This is a genomic window from Variovorax sp. Sphag1AA, assembly GCF_014192575.1.
In the GTDB taxonomy this organism is placed as follows: Bacteria; Pseudomonadota; Gammaproteobacteria; order Burkholderiales; family Burkholderiaceae_C; genus Variovorax.
The window spans coordinates 388,643-402,187 of the sequence record NZ_JACHYC010000005.1 but is presented as its reverse complement, the minus strand read 5'-3'; the positions used below and the strand labels follow the sequence as shown (position 1 = coordinate 402,187).

At 67.3% G+C, this 13,545-nt stretch carries 11 protein-coding genes; 4 read left to right on the top strand and 7 right to left on the bottom strand.

The window, feature by feature from the left end:
• Window positions 1–17 precede the first annotated feature (17 nt).
• Genes FHW64_RS21400 through FHW64_RS21390 form a run of 3 tightly spaced genes read left to right on the top strand, consistent with a single transcriptional unit; the run spans window position 18 to window position 3,993 of the window.
• Window positions 18–2,495, top strand: a complete 2,478-nt coding sequence (locus FHW64_RS21400; protein WP_184529937.1) for an ATP-binding protein — start codon at window positions 18–20, stop codon at window positions 2,493–2,495.
• Complete coding sequence (locus tag FHW64_RS21395) at window positions 2,492–2,869, top strand: response regulator (protein ID WP_184529935.1); 378 nt, start codon at window positions 2,492–2,494, stop codon at window positions 2,867–2,869. Before FHW64_RS21400 ends, FHW64_RS21395 begins: the two co-directional genes overlap by 4 nt.
• A complete protein-coding gene (locus tag FHW64_RS21390) occupies window positions 2,866–3,993 on the top strand; it encodes an adenylate/guanylate cyclase domain-containing response regulator (protein ID WP_184529933.1) in 1,128 nt (375 codons plus the stop codon). Before FHW64_RS21395 ends, FHW64_RS21390 begins: the two co-directional genes overlap by 4 nt.
• Here FHW64_RS21390 and FHW64_RS21385 read toward each other — a convergent pair.
• Window positions 3,990–5,417, bottom strand: coding sequence for an NAD(P)/FAD-dependent oxidoreductase (locus FHW64_RS21385; protein ID WP_184529931.1), 1,428 nt, complete (start codon window positions 5,415–5,417; stop codon window positions 3,990–3,992). The genes FHW64_RS21390 and FHW64_RS21385 overlap by 4 nt on opposite strands.
• A 141-nt stretch (window positions 5,418–5,558) precedes the next feature.
• Between FHW64_RS21385 and FHW64_RS21380 the strand changes: the two genes are divergently transcribed.
• On the top strand, window positions 5,559–8,864 hold the full coding sequence (locus FHW64_RS21380) for an autotransporter outer membrane beta-barrel domain-containing protein (RefSeq protein WP_184529929.1): 3,306 nt from the start codon (window positions 5,559–5,561) through the stop codon (window positions 8,862–8,864).
• Window positions 8,865–8,941: 77 nt separating this feature from the next.
• Here the strand turns inward: FHW64_RS21380 and FHW64_RS21375 are convergent, their stop codons facing one another.
• The 6 genes from FHW64_RS21375 to FHW64_RS21350 all read right to left on the bottom strand — a co-directional run bounded on the left by FHW64_RS21375 (window position 8,942) and on the right by FHW64_RS21350 (window position 13,516).
• Complete coding sequence (locus FHW64_RS21375; protein WP_184529927.1) at window positions 8,942–9,286, bottom strand: DUF4148 domain-containing protein; 345 nt, start codon at window positions 9,284–9,286, stop codon at window positions 8,942–8,944.
• A 148-nt stretch (window positions 9,287–9,434) separates the two neighbouring features.
• The gene (locus FHW64_RS21370) at window positions 9,435–9,776 is read right to left on the bottom strand and encodes a hypothetical protein (protein WP_184529925.1); all 342 of its coding nucleotides are present in this window, start codon (window positions 9,774–9,776) and stop codon (window positions 9,435–9,437) included.
• Window positions 9,777–9,980: 204 nt separating this feature from the next.
• Complete coding sequence (locus FHW64_RS21365; RefSeq protein WP_184529923.1) at window positions 9,981–11,492, bottom strand: tripartite tricarboxylate transporter permease; 1,512 nt, start codon at window positions 11,490–11,492, stop codon at window positions 9,981–9,983.
• A gap of 10 nt (window positions 11,493–11,502) precedes the next feature.
• On the bottom strand, window positions 11,503–11,991 hold the full coding sequence (locus FHW64_RS21360; protein WP_184529921.1) for a tripartite tricarboxylate transporter TctB family protein: 489 nt from the start codon (window positions 11,989–11,991) through the stop codon (window positions 11,503–11,505).
• Between the two features lie 110 nt (window positions 11,992–12,101).
• A complete protein-coding gene (locus FHW64_RS21355; protein WP_184529919.1) occupies window positions 12,102–12,317 on the bottom strand; it encodes a DUF3820 family protein in 216 nt (71 codons plus the stop codon).
• On the bottom strand, window positions 12,314–13,516 hold the full coding sequence (locus FHW64_RS21350) for a low temperature requirement protein A (RefSeq protein WP_184529917.1): 1,203 nt from the start codon (window positions 13,514–13,516) through the stop codon (window positions 12,314–12,316). The genes FHW64_RS21355 and FHW64_RS21350 overlap by 4 nt, the downstream gene beginning before the upstream one ends.
• Window positions 13,517–13,545 lie beyond the last annotated feature (29 nt).

The following is a 13,545-nucleotide window of genomic DNA, read 5'->3' as shown; positions in this document are numbered from 1 at the left end:
TGTCCAATTGCAGGTCCATGACGACCCCGGACTCGTCTCCCTCCTCGCTTTCGGGCGAGCTTGCGCCGACGGCCAACGGCAACGGCCGTCGCTTCACGGTCTTCTCGCAGGCCACGCGGGAGGTGCATCGCGGGCGGCTGTTTCGCAAGTACTTCCTGCTGATCCTCTCGCTGGTCACGATGGTGCTGCTGGCGTCGAGCGCGATCAGCCTCTACTTCTCCTACCAGGAGAACAAGGCGGCGGTCGCCAGCCTGCAGCACGAGAAGGCGGTCGGCGCCGCGTCGCGCATCGAGCAGTACGTGCAGCACATGACGCAGCAGCTCGCCTACGCATCGCTCGCGCAACTCGACGCCTCGGACGTGGAATCGCGCCGGACCGAGTTCTGGCGGCTGTTGCGCCAGGCGCCGGAGGTGACCGACATCGCCCAGATCGGCCGCGACGGGCGCGAGCAGATCGCGGTGTCGCGACTCGGCATGGACGTCATGGGCTCCGGCAAGGACCGTTCGGGCGATGCGGCTTTCCGCAATGCGGTGCCCGACACGGCATGGTTCGGGCCGGTGTACTTCAACCGCGACACCGAGCCCTACATGACGGTCGCGGTGCGCGCCGGCGGCGAGAAAGGGCCGGTCACGGTGGCGGAGCTCAACCTCAAGTTCATCTGGGACGTGGTCTCGCGCATCCAGATCGGCGAGAAGGGCAAGGCCTACGTGCTCGACAGCAACGGGCTGCTCATCGCCGACCCGGACATCGGCCTCGTGCTGCGCAAGACCAGCTTCGCCGCGCTGCCGCATGTGCAGGCCGCGACCGCCGACGCGAGCGCGCTGGAAGGCGATGCGATGGTCTCGCGCGATCTGCAAGGCGCGCGTGTGCTGACATCGATGGCGCCCATCAAGCCGCTGGGCTGGAAGGTGTTCGTCGAGCAACCGATCGGTGAGGTCTACGCCAAGCTCAACGCCTCCTTCCTGCGTGCCGCGGTGCTGCTGCTCGCGGGCCTGCTGATCTCGGCGGTGGCGGCTTCGGTGCTGGCGCGCAGCATGGTGCGGCCGATCCGCACGCTCGCGCGTGGCGCGCGGCACATCGGGCAGGGGGATCTCAACCAGCAGATCGTGGTCAATACCGGCGACGAACTCGAAGGGCTTGCCGAGCAGTTCAATCGCATGTCGGCCAAGCTGCGCGAGTACTACGGCGGGCTCGAACGCAAGGTCGAGCGCCGCACTGCTGAGCTGAGCGCGGCGCTCGAACACCAGACCGCGACGGCCGAGATCCTCCGCGTCATCAGCCGTTCGCCGACCGACCTGCGGCCGGTGCTGTCGGCAGTGGCCGAGCGCTCGGCCACGCTCTGCAAGGCCTACGGATGCCGGATCTGGCTGCCCGAGGGCGACCACCTGCGATCGATGACCGGCTACCTCGGCGCGACTGGCGATGTGGTCGCGGGCCGGGACGAGGTGCTGCCGCTGACGCGCGGATCGGTGGTCGGCCGCGCCTTCGTCGATCGCCGCACGGTGCACGCCGAAGACGTGGTGAGCGAGCTCGACGCCGAATTCCCCGATTCGCGCGAGCCGCAATCGCGCCACGGCTTCCGCACCGTGCTGGGCGTGCCGATGATCCGCGAGGGTGCATCGGTCGGCGTCATCGCGGTCATCCGCAAGGAAGTGCAGCCGTTCTCGCGCGTCGAGATCCGGCTGGTCGAGACCTTTGCGGACCAGGCGGTGATCGCGCTGCAGAACGCGCGGCTTTTCCAGGAGATCGAGGACAAGAGCCACCAGCTCGAAATCGCCAACCAGCACAAGTCGGAGTTTCTTGCGAACATGTCGCACGAACTGCGCACACCGCTGAACGCGATCATCGGTTTCTCGGAAGTGCTGGTGGAGCGCATGTTCGGCGAGGTCAACGACAAGCAGATGGAATACCTGCGCGACATCCACTCGTCGGGCCAGCACCTGCTGACGCTCATCAACGACGTGCTCGACCTGTCGAAGATCGAGGCCGGCCGAATGGAGCTCGACCTCAGCAGCTTCGACCTCGGCCTCCTGCTCGAAAACGCACTCACACTCGTGCGCGAACGCGCGCAGCGCAACGGGCTCGGACTCACGCTGGAGGTCGGTGAAGGGCTCCAGGAGTGGGTCGCCGATGCACGCAAGGTCAAGCAGATCATGGTGAACCTGCTTTCCAACGCGGTGAAGTTCACGCATTCGGGCGGGCAGGTACGCGTGACTGCGCGTCGGATCGAATCCGCCGGCCATCCGGCGGCCGAGGTTTGCGTGACGGACACCGGCGTGGGCATCGCACCGAAAGACCACGCGCTGATCTTCGACGAGTTCAAGCAGGTCGGCGGCGACTATCTGCGCAAGGCCGAAGGCACGGGGCTGGGCTTGTCGCTCGCGCGGCGATTCGCGGAGCTTCACGGCGGCACGCTGACGGTCGCGAGCCGGCTGGGCGAGGGCGCGACGTTCACGCTGCTGCTGCCCCTGAAGCATGCGGAGGCCGTCGAATGAGCACCATCCTGATCATCGAGGACAACGAGAAGAACATGAAGCTGGTGCGCGACATCCTCCAGCACTACGGCTACACCACGCGCGAGGCCACCAATGGCGTGGATGGCGCACGCCTCGCCATCGAGAGCCCGCCCGACCTCGTCCTCATGGACATCCAGCTCGCCGGCATGGATGGCATCGCGGTGCTGCAGCGGCTGCGCGAGGAACGCGCGCTCGATGCGGTGCCCGTCATCGCGGTGTCGGCATCGGTGATGCCGGACGACCAGCGCGTGATCGCCAGCTCGGGCTTCGATGCGTACCTCACCAAGCCGATCTCGCTCAAGCCGTTCCTGGCGGTGGTGGAGCGACTGCTCAACGAAGGGCGACAGACATGAATGCGCACATCCTCGTGGTGGATGACGTGCCCAGCAACGTCAAGTTGCTGACCGACATCCTCACCGCGCGCGGCTACCGGACGACCACGGCGACATCCGGCGAGCAGGCAATGGCGAGCCTCGCGGCCGATCCGCCGGACCTCGTGCTGCTCGACGTGATGATGCCGGGCATGAACGGCTACGACGTGTGCCGCGCGATCCGTGCCGACCCGCACTTCACGGTGCTGCCGGTGGTGCTGGTCACCGCGCTCGACCCCGAGCGGGAACGCGTCAACGGGCTGAATGCAGGCGCCGACGATTTCCTGAGCAAGCCGATCCACCAGGCGGAACTGATGGCGCGGGTGCGATCGCTGCTGCGCGTGAAGACGCTCTATGACGAGGTGCAACGCCAGCGGACCGAACTGCAGGCGTGGAACAACACGCTGGAGCAGCGCGTGGCCGAGAGCGTGCAGCAGCTCGAACGGGTGGGCCAGCTCAAGCGCTTCTTCTCGCCGCAGTTGGCGGAGGCGATCCTCGCGGGCGGCACGGACGATCCGCTCAAGAGCCACCGGCGCGAGATCACGGTGGTGTTTCTCGACCTGCGCGGCTTCACCGCTTTCACCGAGACCGCGGACCCCGAGGAAGTGATGGCGGTGCTCGCGCAGTACCACGCGGCAATGGGCCGGCTCGTGATCGAGCACCAGGGCACGCTGGAGCGCTTTTCCGGCGACGGGATGATGATCTTCTTCAACGACCCGCAGCCCGTGCCCGATGCGCCTGCGCGCGCCCTGCGCATGGCGGTGCGGATGCAGCGCGAGATGGTGGCACTGTGCAACCAGTGGAGCCGCCGCGGCTACGACCTGCACATGGGCGTCGGCATCGCGCAGGGGTTCGCGACGCTCGGTGGCATCGGCTTCGACGGGCGCATCGACTACGGCGCGATCGGTACCGTCACCAACCTCGCGGCGCGGCTGTGTGGGGAGGCTGCGGGGGGCGAGATCCTAGTCTCGCAGCGCGTGCACGGCGCGTTGCAGGACCCGGCGTTCGACGGCGAATGGCGTTTCGGGGAAGCCGGCGAACTGGAGCTCAAGGGCTTCCAGCGCAAGGTGCCGGCCTGGCGGGTCGTGCCGGCGGCTGCTGCCTAGCTGGCGGACGCCGCCGCCATCGCGAGGAGCTCGGGCGAGCGCGCCGTGGCCTGCGCCGCCCGCGCTGCGATGGCCCCGAGCTTGTCCTTCACCTCGGGCGTCACCTCGACGCCCCTCAGGATCACGGCCTGCGCGTTGAGGCGGCACTTCGACAGCCAGCCCATGAGTTCCGGGTTCTGCCGCCACCGCGCGGCGTTCGCGAGCGTTTCGACCCACATGTAGATGAAATCGGCAGGCCGCTCTGGTCCTCGTACGGCCCTGCAAAGGGTGCTCTGCTCGGCCGTGTCGGTGACGTGCGCCTCGACCCACGCGATCACGCTTGCGCTCATCAGGGGCTGGCAGAAGCGCACCATCAGCAGATTGATCGTGCCCGGCTCGAAGATCGGCACGTCCGGCAGCGGCTGGATGGCCGACGCCGAGCAGTCGATGTAGAGCGTGTCGGGGTCCGACGCGCGCTCGCCGCGGTCGAGCACCATGCGTGAAGGCTCGATGCTGCGCACGCGGCCGAGCCGCACGATGCCGCCCGCCTCGCCGATCCGCCGAAGTTGTGCGAGTTCGCCGCGCGAGACCACGGCGCATCGGTAGGTGGAGGGCTTCACCTCGGGGTCGATGCGCATCAGAGCACCGCTTTCCTCGAGCCGGTGGAACAGGTCCGCCAGATCCGTGGCGTCGCACATCGCATCGAACTGCGCCATCGAGTACGCGAAGTTGCGTCGCCAGCCGTCGGGGCCGGGCTGCAGGTTGGCGCGGTCCATCATCCACGGGTCGCGCGGCACCACCCAGCGGATGCGTTCGTGCGGCACGCCGTTCTCCACCAGCCAGATGCAGGCATCCATGCCGGTCTTGCCCGCGCCGACGACGGTGTAGTTCGCATAGGCGCGCGTCACTGCGGGCAGCCCGTTGAGCGGAATGCAGGTCACGCCCGGCGCCACCGTGTACTTCGGCGGATGGGTGGAGGGCACTTCGATGCGTGCGTGCGTCGCGTTCACCAGCTTGCGGCGAACCTTCACCGTGCGTGCCTCGCCGGCCATGAGGGAGCGGACGCGATGCACGCCGTCTTCCGCGCCAAGCCATTCGCACTTCGGAAGCCACTGCACGCGGCCGCTGGAAAGAAAGCGGTGCTTCATCACGTGCTCGAAATGCGAGAGCACTTCAGGGCCGGACGCGAGGCTCCACATCCCGGTGTTGAAGCCGGAGGTCTCGCGGTGCCAGTCGCTCAACTCGTACGACGCGACGCCGTACCAGGCGGCGGGCTGATGCAGGCGCACGAAGGAATAGGCGTCGTTCCACTGGCCGCCGGGACGGTGGTGGCGGTCGACCATCACGATCCGCGCTTCCGGGTCCTCGGTGAGCAGCGTGTCGACGAACGCCATCGCGCTGCCGCCGGTGCCGATCACGAGGTAGTCGGTCTCGATTGCTGCCATGCCGCGCTCCTGTCGAGCAAGGGGAGCAGGGAGTATGGGCAGCACCGCATCCGACTCGAGCGTGAACAAACTCACGGCATCAGTTGATACAAATGAATTACATTTGCTACCGTTTTAGAACGAATTGCTTCACTTCCCGCCATGAACAAGACCTTTCGCACGCTCTGGAATCCGGCTCTTTCCACTTGGGTTGCCGCCCCTGAAAACGCGCGTGGGCACGCGCGCACAGCCAGCGTGGGCAGCGTCTGTGCCGCAGCCGCCGTTGTCGTCGGACTGTGGGCCGGTCCTGCGCTGGCTGCGGGCGGCGCGGGAGGCGTGTCGGCCGGTGCACAAGGCAACCTCCATTACTACGCGGGAAGCGGGGGAAGCAACGGGCAGGGCGGCGCGGGTGCCCTGAACGACTCCGGCGTGGGGGCCTACGGCGGCACGGGGGGCTCGGCGAACGAATCGACTTCGACCGCAGGCACCAGCGCGAACAGCGGTGGCGTGTACGGCGGGACCGCCGGGGTGGGCGGCGCTGCCGGTGCATACGCCGGCCAAAGCGGTGCGGATGGGGAGAGCCGGTTCGTGGCCAATGGCTATGGTGGTGGAGGTGGTGCAGGCGTTGTGGGCGATCAGTTTCCGAGCAACCTTGGTGGCGCCTATGGGGTCTTCGCGGGTGGTAGCGGTGGCAACGGCGGCGATGGCGACTGGGCCGCGGGCGGAGGGGGTGCCGGTGGCTATGGCGTCACGCTCGCTTCTCCCTTGTACGCGTGGTCACTCGGCGGGTCGATCCTCGGCGGCGCGGGCGGCAAGGGCGGGGATGCCCACTCGCAGGCCGGCGGCGGCGGCAGTGGCGGCGGTGGATTGTTCATCAGCATCGGCGGCGCCACGGCTCCTTTCACCAATACCGGCTCGATCATCGGCGGCGCCGGTGGTGCTGGTGGCTCCGAGACCGCTGCGTACTACAACGCGACGGGCGGCGGCGGCGGTGAAGGTGGGTTCGGTGTGGTCTTCTCCGGCAATCGCGGGACCTTGAGCAACAACGCCGGTGGCGCCATCCTGGGTGGCGCCGGGGGCGCGGGCGGCGTGGGAGGCGGCGGAGGCGGGGGCACCGGCGCGCCGGGCGGTGGCGGTGACGGCGGTATCGGCCTGTGGTCGCAAGGCGCGGGCGCCTCGATCACCAACGCAGGCTCCATCACGGGCGGCAACGGCGGCGTCGGCGGCGTGAACAGCAATGGCGGCCCCAGCGGTGCAAACGGCGCTGGCGGCGTCGGCATCCTTGGCGCCAGTCTCGACATCACCAACAGCGGAACCATCTCGGGCGGCTTGGGCGGCGATGGCACGACCCGCGCTGCGGCCGTGCAGTTCACCGGCGGCACCAATTCGCTCACGCTCAGCGGCGGCTCGCTGACCGGCGCAGTCGTCATCGACAGCGCCGCGACCGCGACCATCCGCGCGGGCGCAGCCGGCCAGAACCCATCCAACGCGCTCATCATGAACGGCGCCGCGACGGTGGACACCAACGGCAACGACATGGGCTGGTCCGGCGTGATCTCGGGCGGTGCAGAGCTGACCAAGACCGGCACCGGCGCGCTCACGCTCAGCGGCAACAACACCTACACCGGCGGCACCGCGCTCAAGCAGGGGCGCCTGAACGTCGGCAGCAACACCGCGCTCGGCACGGGCGAGCTGGCGATGGACGACGGCACCACGCTCGGCTTCGCGGCGGACGGCCTCACGATCAGCAACGCAGTGCGCCTCACGGGCACGAACGATCCCGTGATCGACACCGGCGCGTTCAACGCCACGGTGGCCGGCGCGATCACGGGCGCCGGCTTCCTCACCAAGCAAGGCACGGGCGCGCTGACGCTCACCGGCGCCAACAACTACACCGGCGCGACGGACGTGGCAGCGGGCACGCTGCGCGCTGGCGCGGCCAACACCTTCAGCTCGGCATCGGCATACACCGTCGCGGCGGGTGCGACGCTGGACCTGGCGGGCTTCAGCCAGACGGTGCAGTCCGTCACCAACGCGGGCACGGTGTCGCTGGTCGGCGCGACGCCGGGCACCACCTTGACCGTCACCGGTCCGTGGGTCGGCAACGGCGGCACCTTGCGCGTGGGCACGGCGCTCGGCACCGACGGAAGCGCCACCGACCGGCTGGTGCTGCGCGGCGCGACCGCCATCGCCAGCGGCGCGACGGGCGTGCTCGTGACCAACCTGGGCGGCCTGGGCGCGCAGACGACGGGCAACGGCATCGAGATCATCAGCACCGAAAACGGCGGCAGCATCCAGGCCGGCGCGTTCGCGCTTGCCGCGCCCGTGGCCGCGGGCGCCTACCAGTACCGGCTGGACACGACCGGCACCGCGGCCTATCTGAGCAACACGATCACGGTTGTGGCGCCCACCACCCCGCAGACATCGACATCGCCCACGACAACGACCGCACAGGCGGCGTCTGCACCGACGCCGGCAGCGGCAGCGGTCGTGGTTCCCATGTACCGCGCCGAAGTGCCGCTCTTCGCCGCTCTGCCGGCGCAGCTTCGCCAGGCCGACACCGCGATGCTCGGCAACATGCACCAGCGCATCGGCGACACCGACGTGGTCGCCGGCGGTGCGACGCCGCCGGCTGCGGGCCAGCGCCGTGCGTGGGGTCGCGTCGTCAGCACCGACATGGATATCCGGCAGGACGGCACCGTGAATCCATCGAGCGAAGGTCGGCTCAACGGCTTCCAGGCCGGCACCGACCTCTGGGCCGACGGCCGCTGGCGCGCGGGCGTCTACGCCGGCCAGCTCGACGGCAATGTCGACGTGAACGGTTTCGCTCGCGGCATCAGCAATCTGTCCGTGGGCTACAACGACCTGCGCAGCCAATACCTCGGCGTCTATGGCACGTACATGACGGAAGGCGGCTTCTACGCCGATGCGGTGCTGCAGGGCTCGCGCCATCGCTACACGGTCAATCCGGTGTCGGCCCTTCCGGTGGACGGCAAGGGCAGCGGCTTCCTCGCCTCGCTCGAAGTGGGGCAGGCCTTCGCACTAGCGCCGGGGTGGACCATCGAGCCGCAGTTGCAGGTCGCTCACAGGCAATTGAGCCTGGACGACACCCTCATCTCCGGTGCTTTGGTTCAGAACGACAGCGAGAACGGCTGGCTGTTGCGCGCCGGTGTGCGCGTCAAGGGCGAGATCGCAACCGGCGCGGGCATGCTCCAGCCGTATGCGCGCTTCAACGTCTATCACGCCGGCAGCGGCACCGACGTGGCGCGCTTCATCGGCCCAGCCGCATCCACCGACATCAGCTCGCGCACTGGCTACACGACCACCGAGGTGGCGGTGGGCGCGACGCTGCAACTCAACGCGTCGACCAGCGTGTACGGCGAAGTGGGCCAGCTCTTCGATTCCGGCGGCGATCAGCGACTCAAGAGCGGCGTGCAGGGCTCGGTCGGGTTGCGCGTCAACTGGTAGGCGCCGGCCCGACGCCAAAGAAAAAGCCGGATGGGCACATGGCCCATCCGGCTTTTTTGTTGCTCGCTTGCGGCCGATTACTTGGCGGCGACGGCGGCGTTGTTCAGGCCCGGGTTCTTGAAGGTGGAGATCACCTTGCTGTTCACGCGCGAGCCGGGCACCACGTTCGTGTCCGAAGCGTAGGCGGTGGAGACGGCTTCCGCACGCACCTTCGCGCTGTCGGCGACCGACTTGAAGGGGAGCGCGCCGCGCGAACCGGGCACCACGTTCTGGTCGGGTGCGCTTGCCGTTGCAACGGCTTCGGCGCGAGCAGCGTCGGCGCTCTTGGTGGAAACGAACTGGTTCACGCCGTCGTAGGTTTCGGCTTGGGCGGCTGCGGCGATCAGGCCGAGGGCTGCGATGGCGAGGAGGTTCTTCTTCATGATCGAGGTGAGGGTTGAGGTTTATCGGTTGGCGCGTGCGCGCCTGCCGCGAATTCTCGTGGCCTTCACCCCTGCGACTAAGGGTAAACCCGCGAACGGATTGTTCGCGTTCTCGAAACAAGCGCGTCCGTCGACGGTTTCGGGATCCCTATCGGCCCATGTACCGGTCGTAGCTGCGCGAGACGCGGTCGATCAGGTTGGGATCGCGCGGCCCGTTGGCGTCGAACTGCACACGCACGCTCCCGTCGGCCTGCTGGCGCACGCTGGCCGTGACGGTCCCATTGCCTTGGGTGCCGACGATGGTGCCGTTGGCGCGGTCTTCGGAGCGGATCGTGAGGCCCTGTTCGCGCATGGCGTTCGAAGCCGCGCTGAACGAGCGGTCGAAGCTTGCAGGGGTCGACGCGGGATACGCGACCGGCGGGTAATAGCAACCCGACACCGACAGCGAGAGGGCGCAGATCACGGCGCCTTGAATCAACCAGCGTTTCATGCGCAGCCTCCAACGAGAGTCACATCGGTTGCGCAGTTTAGAGCCCGCAAGAAAAAAAACGGGTCCCGAAGGACCCGTTGAAACTGCGTCGCCATCAGCGACCAGGAGACACTCGCCCTCGAAGGCGAAGCCCGATTGTGGGCGGGGGCTCCCGTCTGCCGAACGAACGGATCCGCATACGCAGATCCGTTTTTGTTCTTTGCGTCAGTCCTCGACGAAGGCTTCTTCGCGCTTCGACTTGACCGCAGGCAGCAGCACGATCCCCAGCAGCAGACACGCTGCCAGAAGCAGCCCCGCCGACAGCGGCCGCGTGACGAAGACGGCCCAGCTCCCGCGCGACAACAGCAGCGCACGGCGCAGGTTCTCTTCCATCATCGGCCCGAGGATGAAGCCCAGCAGCAGCGGTGCGGGCTCGGCGCGGAGCTTGATGAACAGATAGCCGATGAAGCCGAAGGCCGCGACCATCCAGATGTCGAAGGTGTTGTTGTTGGTCGAGTACACCCCGATCGCGCAGAACAGCACGATGGCCGGGAACAGGAACTTGTAGGGCACTGTCAGCAGCTTGATCCACATGCCGATCAGCGGCAGGTTCAGGATCACGAGCATGGCGTTGCCGATCCACATCGAGGCGATCAGGCCCCAGAAGAGTTCGGGGTTGCTGCTCATCACCTGCGGGCCCGGCTGGATGTTGTGGATGGTCATCGCACCCACCATCAGCGCCATCACGGCGTTCGGCGGAATGCCCAGCGTCAGCAGCGGGATGAACGACGTCTGCGCGCCGGCGTTGTTGGCCGACTCGGGCGATGCGACGCCGCGGATGTTGCCCTTGCCGAAGGCGATCTCGCCGGGGCGCATGCGGATCTTCTTTTCGAGCGCATAGGCGGCGAACGAAGCCAGCAGCGCGCCGCCGCCCGGCAGGATGCCGAGCGCCGAGCCGAGCGTGGTGCCGCGCAGCACGGCGGGCGCCATGTTCTTGAAGTCTTCCTTGGTCGGCCACAGGCCCTTCACCTCGGAGGTGAACACCTCGCGCTCCTCGTCCGGCTGCGAGAGGTTGCCGATGATTTCGCCGTAGCCGAAGACGCCCATGGCGATCACCACGAAGCCGATGCCGTCGGTGAGTTCCGGCACATCGAAGCTGAAGCGTGCGACGCCCGAATTCACGTCGGTGCCGACGATGCCGAGCAGCAGGCCCAGCACGATCATCGCCACCGCCTTGAGCAGCGAGCCCGAAGCCAGCACCACGGCGCCGATCAGGCCCAGCACCATCAGCGAGAAGTACTCTGCCGGGCCGAACTTGAAGGCCAGCTCGGTCAGTGGCGGCGCGAACGCGGCCAGGATCAGCGTGCCGACGCAGCCCGCGAAGAACGAGCCGAGACCGGCCGCTGCCAGCGCCGGACCCGCACGGCCCTGACGTGCCATCTGGTAGCCGTCGATGCAGGTCACCACCGAGGACGATTCGCCCGGCAGGTTGACCAGGATCGCGGTGGTGGAGCCGCCGTACTGCGCGCCGTAGTAGATGCCGGCCAGCATGATCAGCGCCGACACAGGCGGCAGCGCATAGGTGGCCGGCAGCAGCATCGCGATGGTCGCGACCGGGCCGATGCCCGGCAGCACGCCGATCAGCGTGCCGAGGATGCAGCCGATCAGGCAGTAGAGGAGATTGGTCAGCGTGAACGCGACACCGAAGCCGGTCGCGAGGTTCTGGACGAGTTCCATGGCAGCCTCCTCAACCCGAGATGAAGGTGGGCCACACCTGGATCTGCAGCTTCAGCGCCCAGATGAAGGCGACGTAGCTGCCGGCTGCCAGGATGGTTGCGAGGATCAGCACGTCCTTCAGATTGAAGTGCTCTCCCGCGAGGCTCGAGATGATCGTCAGCGCGTAGATCGCGATGATCATGCCCATCGCCGGCACGCCGATGCTCGGCAGTCCGCCGAGCAGCACGCCGAATGCGAGGTTGGCCGCCAGCACGAAGAACAGCGGCTTCCATGCCCACTTGCCGATCGGGTCGCCGTCGACCGTCTCGACCACCAGCGACTGGAACAGCACCGCTGCCCCGAGGATCGCCAGGAGGATGCCCAGCATGAGTGGAAAGTAGCCCGGCCCCATGCGAGCGCCGTCGCCGATGGTGTAGGAGGTAGCGCCTATCGCGAAGGCCGCGCCTGCGGCCATGAACATGACGCCTGAATAGAAGTCTGCTTGACTCTTGATACGCATGTCTCTTGTCTCTCGACCCTCGTTCTTATGAATTCGAGAAGAGTCATCCTGCGTACCTGACTTTTAACTGACTCGATTTGTACGCACTTCCACGTACCGTCCGCGGGCCTTCAGTTCTTGCGGCGCAAGGGTGCAAGCAGGCCCTTGAGGCCGTTGTGATCGATCTCCTGCATCAGCGCGAGCAGTCGCCCGATTTCCCCTTTGGGAAAGCCTTCGCGCGCAAACCAGTTCAGGTAGTTGCCGGGCAAGTCGGCGATCACGCGGCCCTTGTACTTGCCGAAGGGCATCTCGAGGGTGACGAGCTTTTCGAGGTCTTCGGGCTTCATGGTGCGACTGCCGCTTGCTGCGCCTTCCGCCTTGCGCGGCTCGTGCGGGTATCGGAAGCGGCGACACCGATGACGATGAGCGAGGTCAGCACATTCATCGTCAGCAGATCGAGCTTCGATGCGATCGCGATCAACACTAGGCAGGCGAGCAGGCCCGCGATGTGCGACACCGGGAAGCGTCCGTACACGATGCGCTTGTAGAGCCCGTTGCCGAGCAGATAGGCGACCGGCGCGCCGACCATCACGATCAGTTCGGCGAGATCCGTGTGTCCATGCGGATGCGCAATGACGAGTTCGTTGCCCACGGCCGTGACGATGATCCCACCCACCAGCAGCACGTGCACGTAGTGGAAGAGGGCGCCAATGCGGCCCGGGTCTTCCGAATGCTCGATCACGTGGCTGCCATCCGCGCTGCTGGTGTCGAAGTACAGCCACCACATCGCGAGGCTGCCGACAAAGGCACAGAGGAACGCGACGGTCGAGAGCGTGCCCAGTGCCTGGGTCTTGGCGAAGGTGTCGCCGGTGATGAGGATCGACTCGCCCAGCGCGATGATCACGAAGAGCTGGCAGCGCTCGGCCAGATGGCCGCCTTCGATGGTCCAGTCCGACGTCCGTGAGCGCCCCAGCCCCGGCAGGCGGAAGCCGAACATCGGTGAGATGTATTCGCACGCGACCGCGACTGCCCACCAGCCGAGCCGTGCGGGCCCGGCCGCGAATGCGCCTCCGATCCAGAACACCGCCGCGATGCAGTTCCACCACAGGATGCGCTGGAAGTTGGCCGCGAGCACGTGTGGCTCGCGCACCATCAGGCAGACCGCGAGCGATCGCCCGACCTGGATCGTGACGAAGGCCGCCGCGAACGTCGCCCCGCGTTCCGCGAAGGCGCCCGGGATCGCTGCCGACATCACGAGGCCCACGAGCATCACGGCGAAAAGCAAAAGTCGCACGGAGGTGGTTCGCGGATCGAACCAGTTGGTCACCCAGGCCGTGTACTGCCAGCCGAGCCACACCGCGAACCACAAGAGCAGCGTCTCGAGCGCACCCAGCGGCGTGAGGTGGCCGAGCAGGTAGTGCGAAAGCTGCGTGACCGCGAAGACGTACACCAGGTCGAAGAACAGCTCCTCGGAGGTGACCTTCGCTTCGCCGCCGTCGCGGCGCCGCAGCGCGGGATGGGTGTCGGGGTTGGCGTGGCCGTGCATGGCTGGATTCTCTACGGCCCCATTCATCT

Excerpts from the sequence above, each read along its gene's own strand:
- FHW64_RS21380 (WP_184529929.1), top strand. The coding sequence starts at position 5,559 with ATGAACAAGACCTTTCGCACGCTCTGGAATCCGGCTCTTTCCACTTGG.
- FHW64_RS21350 (WP_184529917.1), bottom strand. The coding sequence starts at position 13,516 with ATGCACGGCCACGCCAACCCCGACACCCATCCCGCGCTGCGGCGCCGC.
- FHW64_RS21375 (WP_184529927.1), bottom strand. The coding sequence starts at position 9,286 with ATGAAGAAGAACCTCCTCGCCATCGCAGCCCTCGGCCTGATCGCCGCA.
- FHW64_RS21370 (WP_184529925.1), bottom strand. The coding sequence starts at position 9,776 with ATGAAACGCTGGTTGATTCAAGGCGCCGTGATCTGCGCCCTCTCGCTG.
- FHW64_RS21355 (WP_184529919.1), bottom strand. The coding sequence starts at position 12,317 with ATGAAGCCCGAAGACCTCGAAAAGCTCGTCACCCTCGAGATGCCCTTC.
- FHW64_RS21400 (WP_184529937.1), top strand. The coding sequence starts at position 18 with ATGACGACCCCGGACTCGTCTCCCTCCTCGCTTTCGGGCGAGCTTGCG.
- FHW64_RS21385 (WP_184529931.1), bottom strand. The coding sequence starts at position 5,417 with ATGGCAGCAATCGAGACCGACTACCTCGTGATCGGCACCGGCGGCAGC.
- FHW64_RS21360 (WP_184529921.1), bottom strand. The coding sequence starts at position 11,991 with ATGCGTATCAAGAGTCAAGCAGACTTCTATTCAGGCGTCATGTTCATG.
- FHW64_RS21395 (WP_184529935.1), top strand. The coding sequence starts at position 2,492 with ATGAGCACCATCCTGATCATCGAGGACAACGAGAAGAACATGAAGCTG.
- FHW64_RS21390 (WP_184529933.1), top strand. The coding sequence starts at position 2,866 with ATGAATGCGCACATCCTCGTGGTGGATGACGTGCCCAGCAACGTCAAG.
- FHW64_RS21365 (WP_184529923.1), bottom strand. The coding sequence starts at position 11,492 with ATGGAACTCGTCCAGAACCTCGCGACCGGCTTCGGTGTCGCGTTCACG.